Raw genomic sequence first — 15,723 nt, 5'->3', positions numbered from 1 at the left:
GGAAGGCGGAAAATTGCGCCCGAAGGGCAGAAAAAAATAGTATCGTACAGATCGGCCGAAAACGCGCCGCATCTACGCCCAAAATATATCCCAAAACGTAAAAAGCCCCCGGCTCAGAAACTATATGGTTTCCGCCGGGGGCTTGCATTCTGGCTTACAGGGCAAGGTCTAGTGCAATACCTGCGCCTTGCGGAAGTTCACATAGGCCTCGCGCATGGCTATGTAGGGGTCAACAGCCACGGTGTTCAGGTCTTCATACAGGGGCAGCACATCTCCAAGGGCGTTGAACCGCAGGCCGCCGCCAATCCCAAGGCTCAATTCCGTGGGTTGCAGGTAGAACAGCGGGTCGGCAAACAGATCGCCAGCACGGCCTACAGTGTCGCGCGCGGAGCTTGGGCCAATGATGGGCCAGACAATATAGAAACCATGCCCAAGGCCCCAGCGTCCAAGAGTCTGACCAAAGTCTTCGCCTGTGGGATCAACGGGCACAATGGTTTTGTGTCCTTTTGCCACGTCGGCAAAGCCCGCGCTGGAAGTGGTGTTGATGACAAAACGCCCAAATTCCACCCCCGCTTCAAAAAAGCGGAACTGCAGAATGTTGTTCACAAAACGCACAGGGAACAGAAGGTTGGAAAAGAAATTTTTCAACCCGGAGCGCAACTGGTGCGGCGTAACTGCTTCCCATGCTGTGTAGGCGGGCTTGGCAACATAGAGAAAGAAAATATCATTGAAATGGAACCAGAACCTGTTCCACGGTTCAATGGGGTCGGAAATACTCTGGATCGGCTCATTGTCGTAGTCGTCCAGGGTACTGTCTGCATTCATTGTCCCGTAGGGCGTTACTGTGATGGCCCCAGGCTGCAGCTGGGGCGCTTTGCCGTACACAGTGGAGGGCGCAGGCGCCTGACTGGGGGCCGCACTGGCTGGCGCATGCCACAAGCAAAGCAGTGCGGCCAGCAGAAAGCCGGGCACATAGAGATGCCCTGGCAGTGTTGATGAGTAGTTACTGGCCATTGCCCTGCCGGACCTCCTGCGCCTTGGCCTTGACCTTGGCAATAAGCTGGTCAGGGCTGCCGGTGTTCAGAATGTCCTGAAACTGGGTGCGATAGTTTTTGACCAGGCTGATATTTTCAATCAGCACGTCATAAACAAGCCATGATCCGTTTTTGGGGAGCATGCGGTAAGCAACGGGGACTTTTTTCGAGTCCTTCATGGTGATGATTGTGCGCACTTCGGTGCGGTCGCCCTTGGGGGACGAAACCTCGCCAGTGTACACCACCTGCTCGCCATTGTATCCGTCAATCTTGCTCAGGTAGGTATTCAGGAGCAGTTCTGCAAAGGCATCGCTGAACTGCTGTTGCTGCGCCGGGCTGAATGTGCTCCAGCGCGGCCCCACCGTGCGCGAAGAAAATTCTTTGAAATCAAATATGTGCAGGACTTCATCTTCAATCTGCTGGCGCAGCGGGCCGCGCGTGGCAGGATTGACGTAGTCGGGGTTCTTGATGGAGCCGAGGATGCGGCTGATGGAAGTTTCCAGCGCCAGTTGTGCAGGAGAACTTGCACTGGCCGCGCCGGGCAACAGGGCAACTGTCAGCAGCGCAAGCAGAAAGCCTGCGGCTATATGGCGTGTGGTCGCATGAATGGTCATTGTTATTTGACTCCTCCGAAGGCGTACTTGCCGATGAGGGAACCGAGGTCAACGGCGGATTCCGTTTCAGTAATTGTGTCGCCAGCCGCAAGGACATGCTCCGAACCTCCGCGCGAAAGGCTGACATATTTGTCGCCAATGAGGCCACTGGTGCGGATGGAGGCGATGCTGTCTTCCGAAAGTTTCAGGTCTTTGTCGAGCCGCAGGCGCACCACTGCCTGATTGCGCACCGGGTCCGGGTCAAGACCAATGCTTACCACGCGTCCCACCGGCACCCCGGCCATTTCAATATCCGCCCCGACCCGCAGGCCGGAAACAGAATCAAAGTTGGCAGAAAGTTCAAAGCCCTGCTGGCTGAAAACTTCCATCTTGCCCAGCTTGATGGTCAGGTAGGCAACGCATACAAGGCCGAACAGGACAAAAAGGCCCACAGCGGTTTCACGAACAGTACTCATAAGGTTCAGGTAGCTCCACAGATAATTCGGCAATAAGATCAAATCTCAGTATAAGTGCGCCATGACAAAGTTTCAAGCCCTACTGTTGAGTAGGTAATCGCGAATCGCCAGGTTATCGCAATTTTTATTATACAGAGGCGCAGTTTTTATGATGCCAGCCAGCGGTCAAGGGCCTGCCGCACCGCCGGATCTGGCGCTTCGCCCATGGCGGCCTGCGTGTCGCCGGGTTCACGCAACAAAAATTGGCGCAGATATGGGTCATCGCTTGCTTCAAGCTCGGCCAGCGAACCGGAAAAAAGCGCGCGGCCTTCGCCCAGTACCAGAACATGGTCGGCAATGGCCCTCAGGCTGGCAAGGTCGTGGCTGACCACAACCACTGACATGTCGGTATATTGCTTGCGCATGGCAAGCAGCAGTTCGTCCATACGGGCAGCGGTGATGGGGTCAAGACCGGAGGTTGGCTCATCGCACAGCAGAATGCGCGGTTCGGCCACAATGGCCCGCGCAAGGCCCGCGCGTTTGCGCATGCCGCCGGAAAGCTGGTTGGGATAAAAATCGGCAAAATCCTCAAGACCCACCATGCGCAGCACGCGCAGGCCAGCCTCGCGGACAAGCTTCTTGGGGAGATTCAGATGCTCCGTGAGGGGCAGCGTGACGTTTTGCACCAGCGACAGAGCGCCCAGCAGCGCGCCGTCCTGAAACAGCACGCCCATGTTGCGGCGCATGCGCCGAAATTCTTTTTGCGGCAGGGCAAAGAGGTCTTTGTCGCCTATGAGCACATGGCCAGCCTGCGGGCGCGAAAGGCCGATGATATGGCGCAGCAGGGTGGACTTGCCACAGCCGGAACCGCCAAGAATTACAGAAACCTTGCCGCCCGGGAGCACCGCGTTGACATCGCGCAGAACCACATGCTCGCCGTAGCCCACGCTGAGATCCCGAAATTCAATGTCCCATGCCTGCATGAATACCGCCTGTCGCCTCTGATATGGATTATCGATTGGAGCAGATTATCATTGAAGGTATGTCTCTGCTCCGCACATTTTTTTGTAAAATTTCCGTTGAAAAATATTTGTCAGGCGACCCCGTATCGCTCGCAAGCAAGTATTTCAACGTGAGAATGCCTTGATGTCGAAGCGCCGCCAGCAGGTGGATGGCCTGCGGGCCTTCTGGCGCTTTTGCAGCATAACGCAGGGAGGCAGGAGGAACAAGTGCGGATGATGCGCCACGCTGCGGGCGCGGTTGGCGAGATTTTGCGAAGCTTGGCTGGCTGCGCGGGGGAATGACCCTTCTTACAAACGGGATTCTCCCCCGCCAGACAACTCAAAGTGAAAACGCGTTAGTCAGTGGGCATATCGTCGGGGAAGTCCGCGTTGGCATAGACATTCTGAACGTCGTCATTGTCGTCCAGCGCGTCCATGAGGCGCAGTACCTTCATGCCCACTTCGGCGCTCACAGCCACAAGATTCTGCGGAATCATGGCCAGTTCAGCTTCCTGCATGGCAATACCGGCTGCTTCCAGCGCATCACGCACCGAGGTGAAATCGGCCATGGCGGTGTGGATGGTCCACACGTCCTCATCGTCAATGACATCGTCTGCACCGGCTTCAAGAGCTGCTTCCATAATTTTGTCTTCGGGGTAGGCGGCCTTGTCCACGGCAATAACGCCCTTGCGGTCAAACATCCAGCCCACGCTGCCGTTTTCACCCATGGCCCCGCCATGCTTGGTGAAAAGGTGGCGAACTTCAGCCACGGTGCGGTTTTTGTTGTCAGTGGCAACTTCCACCATGATGGCGATGCCGTTGGGCCCGTAGCCTTCGTAGAAGGTTTCTGTCAGATCGCCGCCTGCGTCTTCACCCGTACCCTTGCGGATGGCAGCCTCAATCTTGTCCTTGGGCAGGTTGACGGCCTTGGCTGCGGCAATGGCCGCGCGCAGGCGGGAGTTGCCCACAGGGTCACCGCCGCCCTTGGCTGCGATGATGATTTCTTTGGCGGCCTTGGTGAAAATCTTGCCGCGCTTGGCGTCCTGGCGACCCTTACGGTGCTGGATATTGGCCCATTTACTGTGACCTGACATAAAACCTCCGAAACCTAGTGTAGAGTATGTTTATATACCCGGCGGCGCGTCGTCGGCAACTTCGTGTGAAGTTTCTCCGGCGGCTTCGCCCGGCACGTGCGCCGTTGGGGTAGCGCCCGCCTGGCCGCGAAAACCAAGGCCGACAAAAAATGTTTCCTTGCTTTCGGCCCGCGAGCTTTTGGGCTTGAACGATTTGACCGCATCAAAAGCCTTGCGCATGGGCGCGAGCAGCTCCTGAATATCTGGCCCCATAAAAATTTTGACCACAAAACTGCCGCCCTTTTTAAGGTGCAGACAGGCTACAGCCAATGCCTCAACCGTAAGCTCAAGCGAACGGGCCTGATCCGTAAAGCGCGTGCCCGTTGTGCGCGGGGCCATGTCGCTGATGACAACGTCAAATGGCCCCAGCTCCTTGAGTTTTGCTTCAAACTCGGCGGAGCGGTTGAACACGTCTTCCTGCATGAATGTGACCTGCGGCGGGAACACCGTTTCGGTGCTCTGAATGTCGCAGGCAAGCACAAGTCCACGCGTACCGACCTTTTCCGCCGCGCCCATGGACCACGATCCGGGGGCAGCGCCAAGGTCGAGAACCCGCTGGCCGGGGCGCAGCAGGTGGAACTTGGAGTCCAGCTCCTTGAGCTTGTAGACCGAGCGTGCGGGATAATTCTCGCGCTTGGCCTTCAGAAAATAATGATCTCGGTATTCTTTCATGGTAAATTCCAACAGGTGACCATACCCTTTTTTATTGCGCTCGCCAAGTGCGCAGTGCAGCCCTTCGTGACGAGCCGCGCAAAATCGCCGAACAGGTTGACCTCTGGGGTTTATCAGGATATTTTTTCAATAAGTTTCCAGAACCTTTGATCTCGCACACTATCACCAGTAAGGAGAGGCTATGAAACGGATTCTTTTGGCCGCTTGTCTTGCGGGTTGCGCGCTCGCATTTGGAGCGCAGACGGTACTGGCGGAAAGCATTAAAGTTCCTGTGAACAAGATCAGCAGTGAAGGCGTTGGAGAGGCCATCGGCTTTGTTGCTTTTGAGGATGATGGCAAGGGCGGTATGGATATCATGGTTGATATCGCTGGCATACCCCAGGGCGACCACGGCATGCACGTGCATGAAAATCCTTCGTGCGCACCCGCTGCCAAGGATGGCGCCAACGTGGCTGGCCTAGCCGCAGGGGGACATTATGATCCCACCCATGCAGGCAAACACGAAGGCCCAGGCAAGCATGGGCACAAGGGCGATCTGCCGCTTATCACCGCCGATGCGCAACAGAATGTGAAGGCCAAGTTGCATGTGACCGATCTGACCACATCTGACATCAAGGGCCGCTCGCTCATGATTCATGCTGGCGGCGACAATTATTCCGACCAGCCAGCTCCTCTTGGCGGCGGAGGCGCACGTATCGCCTGCGGCGTGATCAAGTAGGATTATGTTTTTTGCGTTCACGCGGCAAAAAATTTATCTGTTCGCGTGGATAGATCATGTCCTCCCTTGTGCGGGTCTTGCAGTTCTGGCAAGGGCGCGTCATTATCGGCGCAAAGTATTGCCAGCCACAGGGGAGAGCCTCCGACTGCCGTAACCGGCGCGGAGTTTGGGATTATTCTGCCCCGCTTGCTTGCCGCAGCGGGGCTTTTTGTTTGATAGGACAGTTTCGCAAGGATCCTGCATTGGTGGAGAGAAATATGGCCGACCAAGACAAACGCCCCCAGCGGGTTCGTTTGCCTGACTTTACGGGGCGGGGTGTGAGCCTGCCCGATGGCCCGGACGCCTGGACCTGCCGGGGTGAAGGCGATGCCGTGCTGCTGCTCGGGCTGGGGCCAAAATCAGGAGCAAACCTGCCGCAGGTTTTGCCCCAGCTTGCCAATGCCCCCGCCGTATACTGGCTGGAATCCCCGCAAGTGACCCGTGCCCTGGAGGCATGGAGGCTGGAGGCAGAAATTTTGCCGCGCGAACCGTTGCCCGCCCATTGGCGCGCGGTCACCGCAGAGCAGGCTGTGGCTCTGGCAGGGCAGTGTCATTGCTACATTTACTCGCCCGGCCTACGGCTTGATCCTGAATTTTGGGGGCCGTTGCTGGGCCGGGTGGATGCGGCCCTTGCGCTTCCTGCATCCGCTGCGCGGGCGAGTGCGTCCATAATGGCCGAGGGTGTTCGGGGGGCAGTTCTGTTGCCCGGCAATGATGGGCAACTGCTGCATCAGGAATTGTGCACGGCTCTTGCCGAATGCGGTTTCGGGCCGGTGGTGGACGCTCTGCCTCAGCCCGCGTCTGGCATGGGCGGAGCGCAGGCTGGCCGTGAGGATGATTTTTTGCCCCGCTGGCGCGATCTCTTGAAAGGGGGAAAGCCCGTATTTCTGCTTTCAGTAAACCTGCGCGGGTTGGATGCCGACGGGCGCGTTTTTGAGCTTTGCCGGGCCCTTGGGATTCCCGTTGCCCTGTGGTTTGTGGATAATCCCTGGCATATTTTGTCTGGTCTGCGGCTGCCCTGGTGGCGGGATGCCCATATTTTTGTGACGGATGCCGGTTTTGTTGATGGTCTTAGAGCGTATGGCGCAAGCCGGGTCTTTCATCTGCCCCTGGCTGTTGCGCCCCACATGTGGCGCGAGCTGCCGGATATTGCTCCATCCTCCGTTACAGTGGAGCCGCCCCTGTTCGTGGGGCGCTCCGCCTTTCCTGAAAAAGAGCGCTTTTTTGCTGCGGCCTGTGTGCCGCAGGCTTTGGAGGCTGATGCCGTGAGGCTGCTTGAGGCCAGCACCGGCCCGGGGGATGCGCCGCATTTTTTTTGGTGGCAGGACAAACTGGGAGGCACGCTGTGGCCTGGCTATGATGCGCGCCGTCCGGGCCTTGGGGCAGAGCGCTGCGCACAGGCCAACAGACGGCGCTGGCTCTTGACCGCAAGGGCGGGTTCGGTTGGCGGGCTGCGCGTCATCGGCGATGACGGCTGGAAATCCCTCTTGCCCAACACGGAAATACTGCCGCCAGTGGATTACTACACGGCACTGCCCGAAGTGTATGCGCGGGCCGAAGCCGTGCTGAACGTAACGAGCCTCCTGTTGCCGCAGAGCCTGAGCCAGCGCCATTTTGACGTCTGGGCCAGCGGCGGGTTGCTGCTCAGTGACGCCACATCCGGATTGGAAATCTTCCCTGCGGAATTGACCGAACCCATGACATTGCGCGGGCCCGACGACTTTATGGCCAGATGCGCATGGTTTCGGGTTCATCCGCAAGCCGCGCATGATCTGCGGCAGGCATGGCGTGGGAATCTGCGCGCTCACCACGGCTATAAGCAACGTATTCAGCTGATTATTGAAACACTTGTCTGAAAAGTGGCGAGGGCTGGATGCATAGCTGGACAGGAGAAAGGCTTGACAAGTCGTGCGCTTTTGCCTATTGCTCATTTCCTGCGTTAAGCTTTCCATGTGGGGAAGTAGCTCAGCTGGGAGAGCATCGCCTTCGCAAGGCGGGGGTCGAGGGTTCAAATCCCTTCTTCTCCACCACAATATCAAGGGGTTACGGATAATACCGTGGCCCCTTTTTTTATGCGTTGCACATCTGTAAAGACTTCGGGATGAACGGTTCGGCTTGTGTGCACAGCGGCCATTTTTCGTGTGGAATCTGTACGCGCCAAAATACATTGGCAATCGCGCTGCAAGTTGGATAAAAAGTATGCATTGCCCTTTTGGACTGGAATGGAAAGGGCAGTGCTTCAATAAAAAGCAGAAGAGGGACGTCATGGGCAATTCACTTTCATGCTTCAAAGCCTACGATATTCGGGGCCGCGTGCCGGGTGTTCTCAATGCGCCGCTGGCCCTTGCTCTCGGCAGGGCCGTTGTTGAAATCCTGGGTGCAAAAAGCGTTGTGATTGGCCGCGATGCCCGGCTTTCCGGCCCCGAATTGCGCGATGCGCTGGCCTTGGGCTTGCGTGAGGCCGGGGCGCAGGTGACGGACATAGGCATGTGCGGCACGGAAGAAATCTATTATGCCGCCGCCAACCAGCCCTTTGGCGCGGGCGTCATGATCACGGGCAGCCACAATCCGGCGGACGAGAACGGCTTCAAACTGGTGCGCGGCGGGGCCATACCCATCAGCGGCGATTCTGGCCTGTTTGCCCTGCGCGATCGCGTGGGGGCCATCCTTGCTGAGAACGGCGACACTGCCGAATCCCGTGAAGTACCCCCTCTGCACAATGCCTCGTTCCGGGCCGACTATGTGGCCTGGCTGCTTGAATACAGCGGTGCAGCACAGCTTGCGCCAACTGCTGGCCGCAAGCCCTTGAAGATTGTGGCTGATGCGGGTAATGGCTGCGCCGGACTGGTGTTGAAGGACCTGATGGCCTCGTTGCCCTTTGAATTTGTCTGCCGCCAGATGCAGCCGGACGGAACTTTTCCCGATGGCGTGCCCAACCCCTTGCTGCCGGAACGGCGAGCGGCCACAGCCGCTGCCGTGCGCGAATCTGGCGCGGATATGGGCGTTGCCTGGGACGGCGATTTTGACCGCTGTTTTTTTTATGACGCGGACGGTAATTTTATTGAAGGCTATTACTGCATAGGCCTGCTGGCGCAAGAGCTGCTGCGGCGTGTGCCTGGCGGCAAAGTGGTGCACGACACCAGAGTGTACTGGAACACCCGTGAGGTGGTGCAGACCGCAGGCGGGCAGCCCGTCATGGGCAAGACCGGCCACGCCTTCATGAAGGAACGCATGCGTGCCGAAGATGCCGTGTATGGCGGCGAGATGAGCGCGCATCACTATTTTCGCGATTTTGCCTATTGTGATTCGGGCATGCTGCCCTGGCTGCTGGTGGCCTCGTTGCTGCACCGTACTGGCAAACCTCTGGCAGAGCTTGTGGCAGAGCGCATGGCGGCCTATCCGTGCAGCGGTGAAATCAACCGAAGGGTGCAGGATGCCCCAGCCCTCATGCGGCTGGTGAGGGATCGTTATGCGCCTTCGGCTCTACACGAAGATAGCATGGACGGCGTTAATCTGGAATTCGCCGACTGGCGTTTCAATTTGCGCATGTCCAATACTGAACCCCTGCTGCGCCTGAATGTGGAGAGCAGGGGAAAACATTCGCTGATGGAAGAAAAAACGGCTGAAATACTAGCTTTTCTGGAAGAGCAGGGTGGGGCCGTGCCCGCCTGAGGTAGCCGTTGCGGTTCTGCCGCTTACAGACGGAGCAAGGCCCGATAGGCAAGATCGCAAGCTTGTTTGTGAACGCTTGACGCCGTAGTATGGAATCGTTTGCCCTGCTGGCAGTGTATCAGATTGGTGTTCCAACATTGACGCAATGGTGAGGAAATTCATGCAGAAAATTGCTCCTGTGATTCTGTGCGGCGGTAGTGGCACGCGTTTGTGGCCGCTCTCGCGCGAGACATACCCAAAGCAGTTTGTGGATCTGGGCGACGGGAAAACACTGTTCAAGGATACAGTGCTTCGGGCGCAGCATATGCCGGACAGCATGGAGCCTGTTATTGTGTGCAATGAGGCTCACCGCTTTTATGTGACCGCAGAGCTGTACGAATGCGGCGTGCATGGCAAAATCCTGCTGGAGCCCGCGCCGCGTAACACTGCTCCGGCTATTGCTCTGGCGGCCTTTGCCTTGAAGGAAGACGGCGCAGATCCGCTCATGCTGGTATTGCCCTCTGACCATGCCATTGGCGATGAAGGTGTCTTTTTTGAAGGCGTAAAGCGCGCGGCGGCCCTGGCGGAACAGGGGCGTATTGTCACCTTTGGCATAGCCCCCACTGGCCCGGAAACAGGCTTTGGCTACATCGAACAAGGCGAGGCCCTCGGAGCTAATGGATACAGGGTTGCCCGTTTTGTGGAAAAACCAGATGCGGAAAAAGCCACGGTCATGCTGGCCAGGGGCGGTTATTCGTGGAACAGCGGCATGTTTTTGCTGCGGGCTTCTGTATATCTGAAAGAGCTGGAGCGTTTTGCTCCCAAGATATACGCCGCCTGCAATGCCGCATGGAAGGGCCACAAGGATGATCAGGCCTTTTTCCGCCCGGACAGCGAGGCATTCCTTTCCTCCCCGTCTGATTCAATAGACTATGCGGTTATGGAGCAAACGGATCTGGCGGCTGTTGTGCCGCTTGGCGTCAGCTGGAGCGACCTTGGCTCATGGGAGGCCTTTTATCAGTTAGGGCAGCAGGATGACTCCGGCAACGTATGCTCTGGCGATGTCATGACCGAGGGTGCTGAAGATTGCTATTTTAACGCCACCCACAGGCTGCTGACGGCTATTGGTGTGAGCGGGCTTGTGGTGGTGGAAACACAGGATGCCGTGCTTGTTGCGCCGCGCGACCGCGTGCAGGACGTCAAAATGATTGTTGGCCGCCTGCAAAGCGCTCAGCGGCCCGAGTGCAGGCAGCACCCCCTGGTCTATCGGCCGTGGGGCAGCTATGAAACTCTTGTCATGGACGGGCGGTTTCAGGTCAAGCGCATCATTGTGAACCCCGGCGCGGAGCTTTCTTTGCAGATGCACCACCACCGCGCCGAGCACTGGGTTGTGGTGAGCGGCACTGCGGAGGTGACCAATGGTGATCTGGTTAAATTGTTCACGGAAAACCAGTCGACCTACATACCACTCGGCACCATGCATCGGTTAAAAAACCCGGGGGTTATCCCTCTGGTGCTTATCGAAATACAGTCCGGCTCCTATCTGGGTGAGGACGATATCGTGCGTTTTGCGGATGTGTACGGGCGGGAAGGGTAGCACTGCTGCCTGTATGGTTGCTGCACGACCGCTGTTTCGACCAGTGGACAATGGTAGCCTTGCAAGGTATTTTATCCGCCTCCTTGCTCACAGCTGGGAGTTTCAGCCCTTGTAGCTTCACCATTAAAACGATAATATACTGAAATTATGAAAAAGGCGCTTATAACCGGCATCACCGGACAGGATGGGGCTTACCTTGCGGAGTTTCTGTTGCAGAAGGGCTACGAAGTGCACGGCATTAAACGGCGCGCCTCGTTGTTCAACACTGACCGCATTGATCATCTGTATGAAGACCCTCATGCCAATCGGCGGCACTTTATTCTGCATTACGGCGATCTGAGCGACTCCAGCAATTTGGTGCGCCTGATGCAGGAAGTAAAGCCGGACGAAGTGTATAATCTGGCGGCGCAGAGCCACGTGCAGGTTTCATTTGAGTCTCCTGAATACACTGCGGATGTGGATGCCCTCGGAACCTTGCGTCTGCTTGAGGCCATTCGTATTGCCGGGCTTGCTGAGACCACCCGTTTTTATCAGGCCTCTACCTCTGAACTTTTCGGTCTGGTGCAGGAAGTGCCGCAAACGGAAAAAACACCGTTTTATCCTCGCTCTCCCTATGCCTGCGCCAAGCTTTACGCCTACTGGATTACGGTCAACTATCGCGAAGCTTACGGCATGTATGCCTGCAACGGTATCCTTTTCAACCACGAGTCGCCAATCCGTGGTGAAACCTTCGTGACGCGCAAGATCACCCGCGCTATGTCGCGTATGGTGCTTGGCTTGCAGGATTGCCTGTATCTCGGCAACATGGACGCCAAACGCGACTGGGGCCACGCACGCGATTACGTTGAAATGCAATGGCTTATGTTGCAGCAGGAAAAGCCTGATGATTTCGTGATCGCCACCGGACGGCAGTTTTCCGTGCGCGATTTTGTCAATGCCGCAGCCGCAGAACTTGGCGTCTGCCTCAGCTGGCAGGGCACTGGCGTGGAAGAAACCGGCACCGTAACAAGCGTTGATGTGAGCCGCTTGCAGCAGGTTGCTGGCAACCGTCAGGGGCTGGAATGCCATCTCAAGCCCGGCGATGTTATTGTACGCGTTGATCCCCGCTACTTCCGCCCCACAGAAGTGGAAACCCTGCTGGGCCAACCGACCAAGGCCAAGGAAAAGCTGGGATGGGAGCCGAAAACCTCCTTTGAAGACATGGTGGCCGAAATGGCTCGTGAAGACCTTGCCCTGAGCATGCGCGATGCCGTGTGCAAGGTGGCGGGATTTAAAACCTTCAGCCATAACGAGTAGGCCATGCGTAAGGATGCTTTGGTCTATGTGGCGGGTCACAGGGGGCTTGTAGGCAGTGCCCTGTGTCGTGCCTTGACGCGTTCCGGTTATGAGCGGCAGGTCACCCGCACACATGCGGAACTGGATCTGTGCGATCAGCCCGGAGTGCGAGCTTTTTTTGCCCAGCACAGGCCTGAAGTGGTGATCCTGGCCGCTGCCAAGGTGGGGGGCATCCACGCCAATGCCACATATCCTGCAGAATTCATTTACCAGAATCTGCAAATCCAGAACAACGTCATCGACAGTGCATACCGCAACGGCTGTAAAAAACTGTTGTTTCTCGGTTCATCGTGCATTTACCCCAAGCTGTGCCCGCAGCCCATCAAGGAAGAGTATCTGCTCACCGGGCCGCTGGAGCCAACCAACGATGCGTACGCTCTGGCTAAAATCTCGGGCATCAAGATGTGTCAGGCCTACCGCAAGCAGTATGGCTTTGACGCTATCAGCGCCATGCCTACCAATCTGTATGGCCCTGGAGACAACTATCATCCGGAAAACAGCCATGTAATCCCTGCGTTGATCCGCCGTTTTCATGAAGCAAAGGAAAGCGGAGCTGCCAAAGTGACCATTTGGGGTACTGGCAAGGCTTTGCGCGAATTTTTACACGTGGACGACATGGCGGAAGCCTGCGTGTTTTTGCTCGAGAACTATTCTGACTTTGAACACGTGAATGTGGGCTGCCAGCAGGAATGCACCATTATGGAAGTTGCCCGGCTTATTGCCAGGGTCGTGGGCTTTAACGGCGAAATTGATACGGATTCTGCCAAGCCGGACGGCACGCCACGCAAACTCATGGATTCGGGCAAGCTCTTTGGCATGGGCTGGAAACCTCGCGTTGGGCTTGAGGAAGGCCTGGGCGATGCGTACAGCGATTTTTTGCAAAACCAGCAGTAGGGGGATTCCTCTTCTGTCGGTGTAGTCCTTCAGTGTTCTTTTGGGATTGCGGAGTACGGGGCTTCCCCCCTGCCTGTGCGCAGAGCGGGCGACCTGCAGTATTCATTTTGCGGCCTAGGGAGTCAAGTATGCTGGCTGGAGCGGATTCGCCGATACTTTTGCCCTTTTGGTATACGTTTGCACTGTATAATGGGGTGCCAGTAACTTCTGCTGTAAGTTGCTAAGTGTCCTTCAGTTATAAACAGGCGGGGACAGCATATTTTATCGATGTAACATCCATGCGCTGAATATTTTATTTGAAATGCAAATATTTATGCGTATATATGTGAATTTCCCAAGAGATTCCTCCATTTTTTTGCTGATGCCCATAAAGAGGGTTGATAATGCGTTGTTGGAAACATGCAGAGGAGTTTGGCCGTTGATGGAGTGATTTATTGATTCCCGAGGCAAGAGTTAAATCAAAAAATATATAAAAAGCAGTACGCATTGGTATAGTCATGCAGCTGGTGTTGGAAGCAGGGCGCACTGAGCGCGAATACTGGAAGGATTTGTGGCGTTATCGTGAGCTGTTTTTCATTCTCACGTGGCGTGATGTGGCTGTGCAGTACAAACAGACGGTAGTTGGCATTTTGTGGGCGGTCTTGCGCCCATTTCTCACCATGCTGGCTTTTACCTTTGTGTTTGGCAAGGTTGCAAAGCTTCCGTCTGAGGGGGCGGCCCCATACGCTCTCATGGTTTTTGCAGCAATGCTGCCCTGGCAGCTATTCTCCACGGCTCTTGGCACTTCTGCCAATAGTCTTGTCACAAATGCCAACCTTGTTTCCAAGGTGTACTTTCCCCGCGTGCTGGTTCCTGCATCTTCCGTGGGGGTGGCGGTGGTGGATTTTGCCATTTCCTTCGTACTGCTTGGGCTGGTTATGGTCTGGTATCAGTATCTTCCGCCCGTACAGTTTTTTGCTGTTATTCCACTGACTCTTTTGGCTGGTTTGGTGGCTTTGGGCCCGGGGCTTATCCTTTGTTCTCTCAACGTAACCTACCGCGATTTTCGTATAATAGTGCCATTTATTACGCAATTTGGTCTGTATGTTTCCCCAGTGGGTTTTTCTTCTTCGGTTGTGCCGGAGCAGTGGCAACTGCTTTTTGAATGTAACCCCATGGTGGGAGTTATTGATGGCTTTCGCTGGGCAGTGCTGGGAACCGTTGACTTTCCTGGCCGGGCCTTGCTGATATCTTGTCTGTGTGCAGGCCTTTTTTTGTGGTGGGGCATACGCCTTTTCCGCAAGACTGAACGCAACTTTGCCGATGTGATTTAGGAGCTGGGAATGAAACCCATTATTTCGGTAGAAAACCTTGGCAAAAAGTATGTCATCCGGCATGAGGGTAATAATCCGTACAAGTCTTTGCGCGAGGAAATTTTTAAGCTCCCCCAAAAGATACTTTCTCGGCAGGAAGAAAAGGAGGAGTTTTGGGCGCTGAAAGACGTAAATTTTGACATCATGCCGGGCGACCGCGTGGGCATTATTGGTCGTAATGGCGCGGGCAAGTCCACCTTGCTCAAGCTTCTTTCACGCATCACAGAACCCAGCATAGGGCGCATCACCATGCGCGGGCGAGTGTCCAGCCTTTTGGAAGTGGGCACTGGCTTTCACCCGGAGTTGACGGGCCGCGAAAATATATATCTCAACGGGGCTATTCTGGGGATGACCCGCGCGGAAGTGCGCCGCAAGTTTGATGAAATAGTTGATTTTGCCGGGGTGGAAAAGTTCCTGGATACCCCCGTGAAGCGATATTCATCGGGCATGTATGTGCGCCTTGCCTTTGCAGTGGCCGCGCATCTTGAGCCTGAAATTCTCGTGGTTGACGAAGTGCTTGCCGTTGGTGATGCGGAATTCCAAAAAAAATGCCTCGGCAAGATGGAAGAAGTGAGCAAGGGGCAAGGCCGAACCGTGCTTTTTGTGAGTCATAACATGAATATGATCCGAAGTTTATGTAAGCGAGGACTGCTTTTGCGAGAAGGTGTTGTACAATGTGACGCTTACGACATAGCCAGTGTCACCAGTGTTTACCTACAGGGAGAAGGAAAATCGTCTTCATTTTGGAAAGCCGATTCACCTCGGAAGATAGACTGCCTTACTCCTCTTTCTATGAAAATAGTTGATGAAGATGGCATGATTGTTTCTTCTGTGCATGGCTCTCGGGATTCACTTTATCTCGTAATTGAATTTGAGCTGCATGAAATTGCAAGTTCTTTTACTATTGGTTGTGCTTGCTTTGACCAAGAAAAAAATGATTTTTTTTGGTCGTATACTACAGATGCCGCAGAAAAGATGTGGCCAAAATTGAAGTTGGGAAAAAATACTTTGAAAGCCAAATTACCTCAGGGGGTATTAAATAAGGGAACATATACTTTTCACCTGATGGCAAGTTACCATTTTATTAAGTGGATAATTGAACCCGGGCAAGGTCCATCAGTAAGTGTAGATATAGATGGCGGATATAGTGATTCTCCCTTTTGGCAGGTATCTCGGCCCAGTGTCATTGCTCCTACATTGGTATGGAATGCAACCTAAATTATGAATCGTAATGCGGCTATGTTCTCGT

General features: G+C 55.4%; 14 protein-coding genes and 1 tRNA gene. 9 read left to right on the top strand and 6 right to left on the bottom strand.

The features are described 5' to 3' along the window. Positions 1-168 precede the first annotated feature (168 nt). The 6 genes from ACUZ79_RS13355 to ACUZ79_RS13330 form a co-directional block, all read right to left on the bottom strand. On the bottom strand, positions 169-1,014 hold the full coding sequence (locus ACUZ79_RS13355; RefSeq protein ID WP_449251885.1) for an MlaA family lipoprotein: 846 nt from the start codon (positions 1,012-1,014) through the stop codon (positions 169-171). Next, a complete protein-coding gene (locus tag ACUZ79_RS13350) occupies positions 1,004-1,648 on the bottom strand; it encodes a Tgt2/MlaC family protein (RefSeq protein ID WP_240824938.1) in 645 nt (214 codons plus the stop codon). The genes ACUZ79_RS13355 and ACUZ79_RS13350 overlap by 11 nt, the downstream gene beginning before the upstream one ends. A gap of 2 nt (positions 1,649-1,650) precedes the next feature. After that, on the bottom strand, positions 1,651-2,103 hold the full coding sequence (mlaD, locus tag ACUZ79_RS13345) for an outer membrane lipid asymmetry maintenance protein MlaD (protein ID WP_240824939.1): 453 nt from the start codon (positions 2,101-2,103) through the stop codon (positions 1,651-1,653). 146 nt (positions 2,104-2,249) lie between these two features. After that, on the bottom strand, positions 2,250-3,065 hold the full coding sequence (locus ACUZ79_RS13340) for an ABC transporter ATP-binding protein (protein ID WP_240824940.1): 816 nt from the start codon (positions 3,063-3,065) through the stop codon (positions 2,250-2,252). Between the two features lie 374 nt (positions 3,066-3,439). Next, positions 3,440-4,177 (bottom strand): YebC/PmpR family DNA-binding transcriptional regulator, encoded by a 738-nt coding sequence (locus ACUZ79_RS13335; protein WP_240824941.1) that lies wholly within the window; start codon positions 4,175-4,177, stop codon positions 3,440-3,442. A gap of 30 nt (positions 4,178-4,207) precedes the next feature. Then, positions 4,208-4,888 carry an RlmE family RNA methyltransferase gene (locus tag ACUZ79_RS13330; protein WP_240824942.1) on the bottom strand — a complete coding sequence of 227 codons (681 nt, stop codon included), beginning with the start codon at positions 4,886-4,888 and terminating at the stop codon, positions 4,208-4,210. Positions 4,889-5,069: 181 nt separating this feature from the next. Here ACUZ79_RS13330 and ACUZ79_RS13325 point away from each other — a divergent pair, with 181 nt between their 5' ends. From ACUZ79_RS13325 to ACUZ79_RS13285, 9 genes are all read left to right on the top strand, one after another. Continuing rightward, positions 5,070-5,606 (top strand): superoxide dismutase family protein, encoded by a 537-nt coding sequence (locus ACUZ79_RS13325; RefSeq protein ID WP_449251884.1) that lies wholly within the window; start codon positions 5,070-5,072, stop codon positions 5,604-5,606. A gap of 257 nt (positions 5,607-5,863) precedes the next feature. Next, positions 5,864-7,501 carry a glycosyltransferase family protein gene (locus ACUZ79_RS13320; protein WP_449251883.1) on the top strand — a complete coding sequence of 546 codons (1,638 nt, stop codon included), beginning with the start codon at positions 5,864-5,866 and terminating at the stop codon, positions 7,499-7,501. 98 nt (positions 7,502-7,599) lie between these two features. Next, positions 7,600-7,675: transfer RNA gene (locus ACUZ79_RS13315), tRNA-Ala, on the top strand. A 235-nt stretch (positions 7,676-7,910) separates the two neighbouring features. Then, positions 7,911-9,317, top strand: coding sequence for a phosphomannomutase (locus tag ACUZ79_RS13310; RefSeq protein WP_449251882.1), 1,407 nt, complete (start codon positions 7,911-7,913; stop codon positions 9,315-9,317). Between the two features lie 160 nt (positions 9,318-9,477). Continuing rightward, complete coding sequence (locus ACUZ79_RS13305) at positions 9,478-10,893, top strand: mannose-1-phosphate guanylyltransferase/mannose-6-phosphate isomerase (RefSeq protein ID WP_449251881.1); 1,416 nt, start codon at positions 9,478-9,480, stop codon at positions 10,891-10,893. Between the two features lie 147 nt (positions 10,894-11,040). Beyond that, complete coding sequence (gmd, locus tag ACUZ79_RS13300; RefSeq protein ID WP_449251880.1) at positions 11,041-12,189, top strand: GDP-mannose 4,6-dehydratase; 1,149 nt, start codon at positions 11,041-11,043, stop codon at positions 12,187-12,189. A 3-nt stretch (positions 12,190-12,192) separates the two neighbouring features. Then, positions 12,193-13,122 (top strand): GDP-L-fucose synthase family protein, encoded by a 930-nt coding sequence (locus ACUZ79_RS13295; RefSeq protein ID WP_449251879.1) that lies wholly within the window; start codon positions 12,193-12,195, stop codon positions 13,120-13,122. A 497-nt stretch (positions 13,123-13,619) separates the two neighbouring features. Continuing rightward, positions 13,620-14,435: an ABC transporter permease gene (locus ACUZ79_RS13290; protein WP_449251878.1), complete on the top strand. Its 816-nt coding sequence runs from the start codon at positions 13,620-13,622 to the stop codon at positions 14,433-14,435. Positions 14,436-14,444: 9 nt separating this feature from the next. Next, positions 14,445-15,692: an ABC transporter ATP-binding protein gene (locus tag ACUZ79_RS13285; protein WP_449251877.1), complete on the top strand. Its 1,248-nt coding sequence runs from the start codon at positions 14,445-14,447 to the stop codon at positions 15,690-15,692. Positions 15,693-15,723: the final 31 nt, after the last annotated feature.

The sequence above is a fragment of the Desulfovibrio faecalis genome, assembly GCF_053570625.1.
Note: the sequence above shows the minus strand (reverse complement) of the source record. Positions and strands in the feature narration are given on the sequence as shown.

Bases quoted from the DNA above. Each gene is read 5' to 3' on its own strand.
- mlaD (WP_240824939.1), bottom strand. From the start codon at position 2,103: ATGAGTACTGTTCGTGAAACCGCTGTGGGCCTTTTTGTCCTGTTCGGC.
- ACUZ79_RS13330 (WP_240824942.1), bottom strand. From the start codon at position 4,888: ATGAAAGAATACCGAGATCATTATTTTCTGAAGGCCAAGCGCGAGAAT.
- ACUZ79_RS13295 (WP_449251879.1), top strand. From the start codon at position 12,193: ATGCGTAAGGATGCTTTGGTCTATGTGGCGGGTCACAGGGGGCTTGTA.
- ACUZ79_RS13335 (WP_240824941.1), bottom strand. From the start codon at position 4,177: ATGTCAGGTCACAGTAAATGGGCCAATATCCAGCACCGTAAGGGTCGC.
- ACUZ79_RS13320 (WP_449251883.1), top strand. From the start codon at position 5,864: ATGGCCGACCAAGACAAACGCCCCCAGCGGGTTCGTTTGCCTGACTTT.
- gmd (WP_449251880.1), top strand. From the start codon at position 11,041: ATGAAAAAGGCGCTTATAACCGGCATCACCGGACAGGATGGGGCTTAC.
- ACUZ79_RS13325 (WP_449251884.1), top strand. From the start codon at position 5,070: ATGAAACGGATTCTTTTGGCCGCTTGTCTTGCGGGTTGCGCGCTCGCA.
- ACUZ79_RS13310 (WP_449251882.1), top strand. From the start codon at position 7,911: ATGGGCAATTCACTTTCATGCTTCAAAGCCTACGATATTCGGGGCCGC.
- ACUZ79_RS13285 (WP_449251877.1), top strand. From the start codon at position 14,445: ATGAAACCCATTATTTCGGTAGAAAACCTTGGCAAAAAGTATGTCATC.
- ACUZ79_RS13355 (WP_449251885.1), bottom strand. From the start codon at position 1,014: ATGGCCAGTAACTACTCATCAACACTGCCAGGGCATCTCTATGTGCCC.
- ACUZ79_RS13305 (WP_449251881.1), top strand. From the start codon at position 9,478: ATGCAGAAAATTGCTCCTGTGATTCTGTGCGGCGGTAGTGGCACGCGT.
- ACUZ79_RS13340 (WP_240824940.1), bottom strand. From the start codon at position 3,065: ATGCAGGCATGGGACATTGAATTTCGGGATCTCAGCGTGGGCTACGGC.
- ACUZ79_RS13290 (WP_449251878.1), top strand. From the start codon at position 13,620: ATGCAGCTGGTGTTGGAAGCAGGGCGCACTGAGCGCGAATACTGGAAG.
- ACUZ79_RS13350 (WP_240824938.1), bottom strand. From the start codon at position 1,648: ATGACCATTCATGCGACCACACGCCATATAGCCGCAGGCTTTCTGCTT.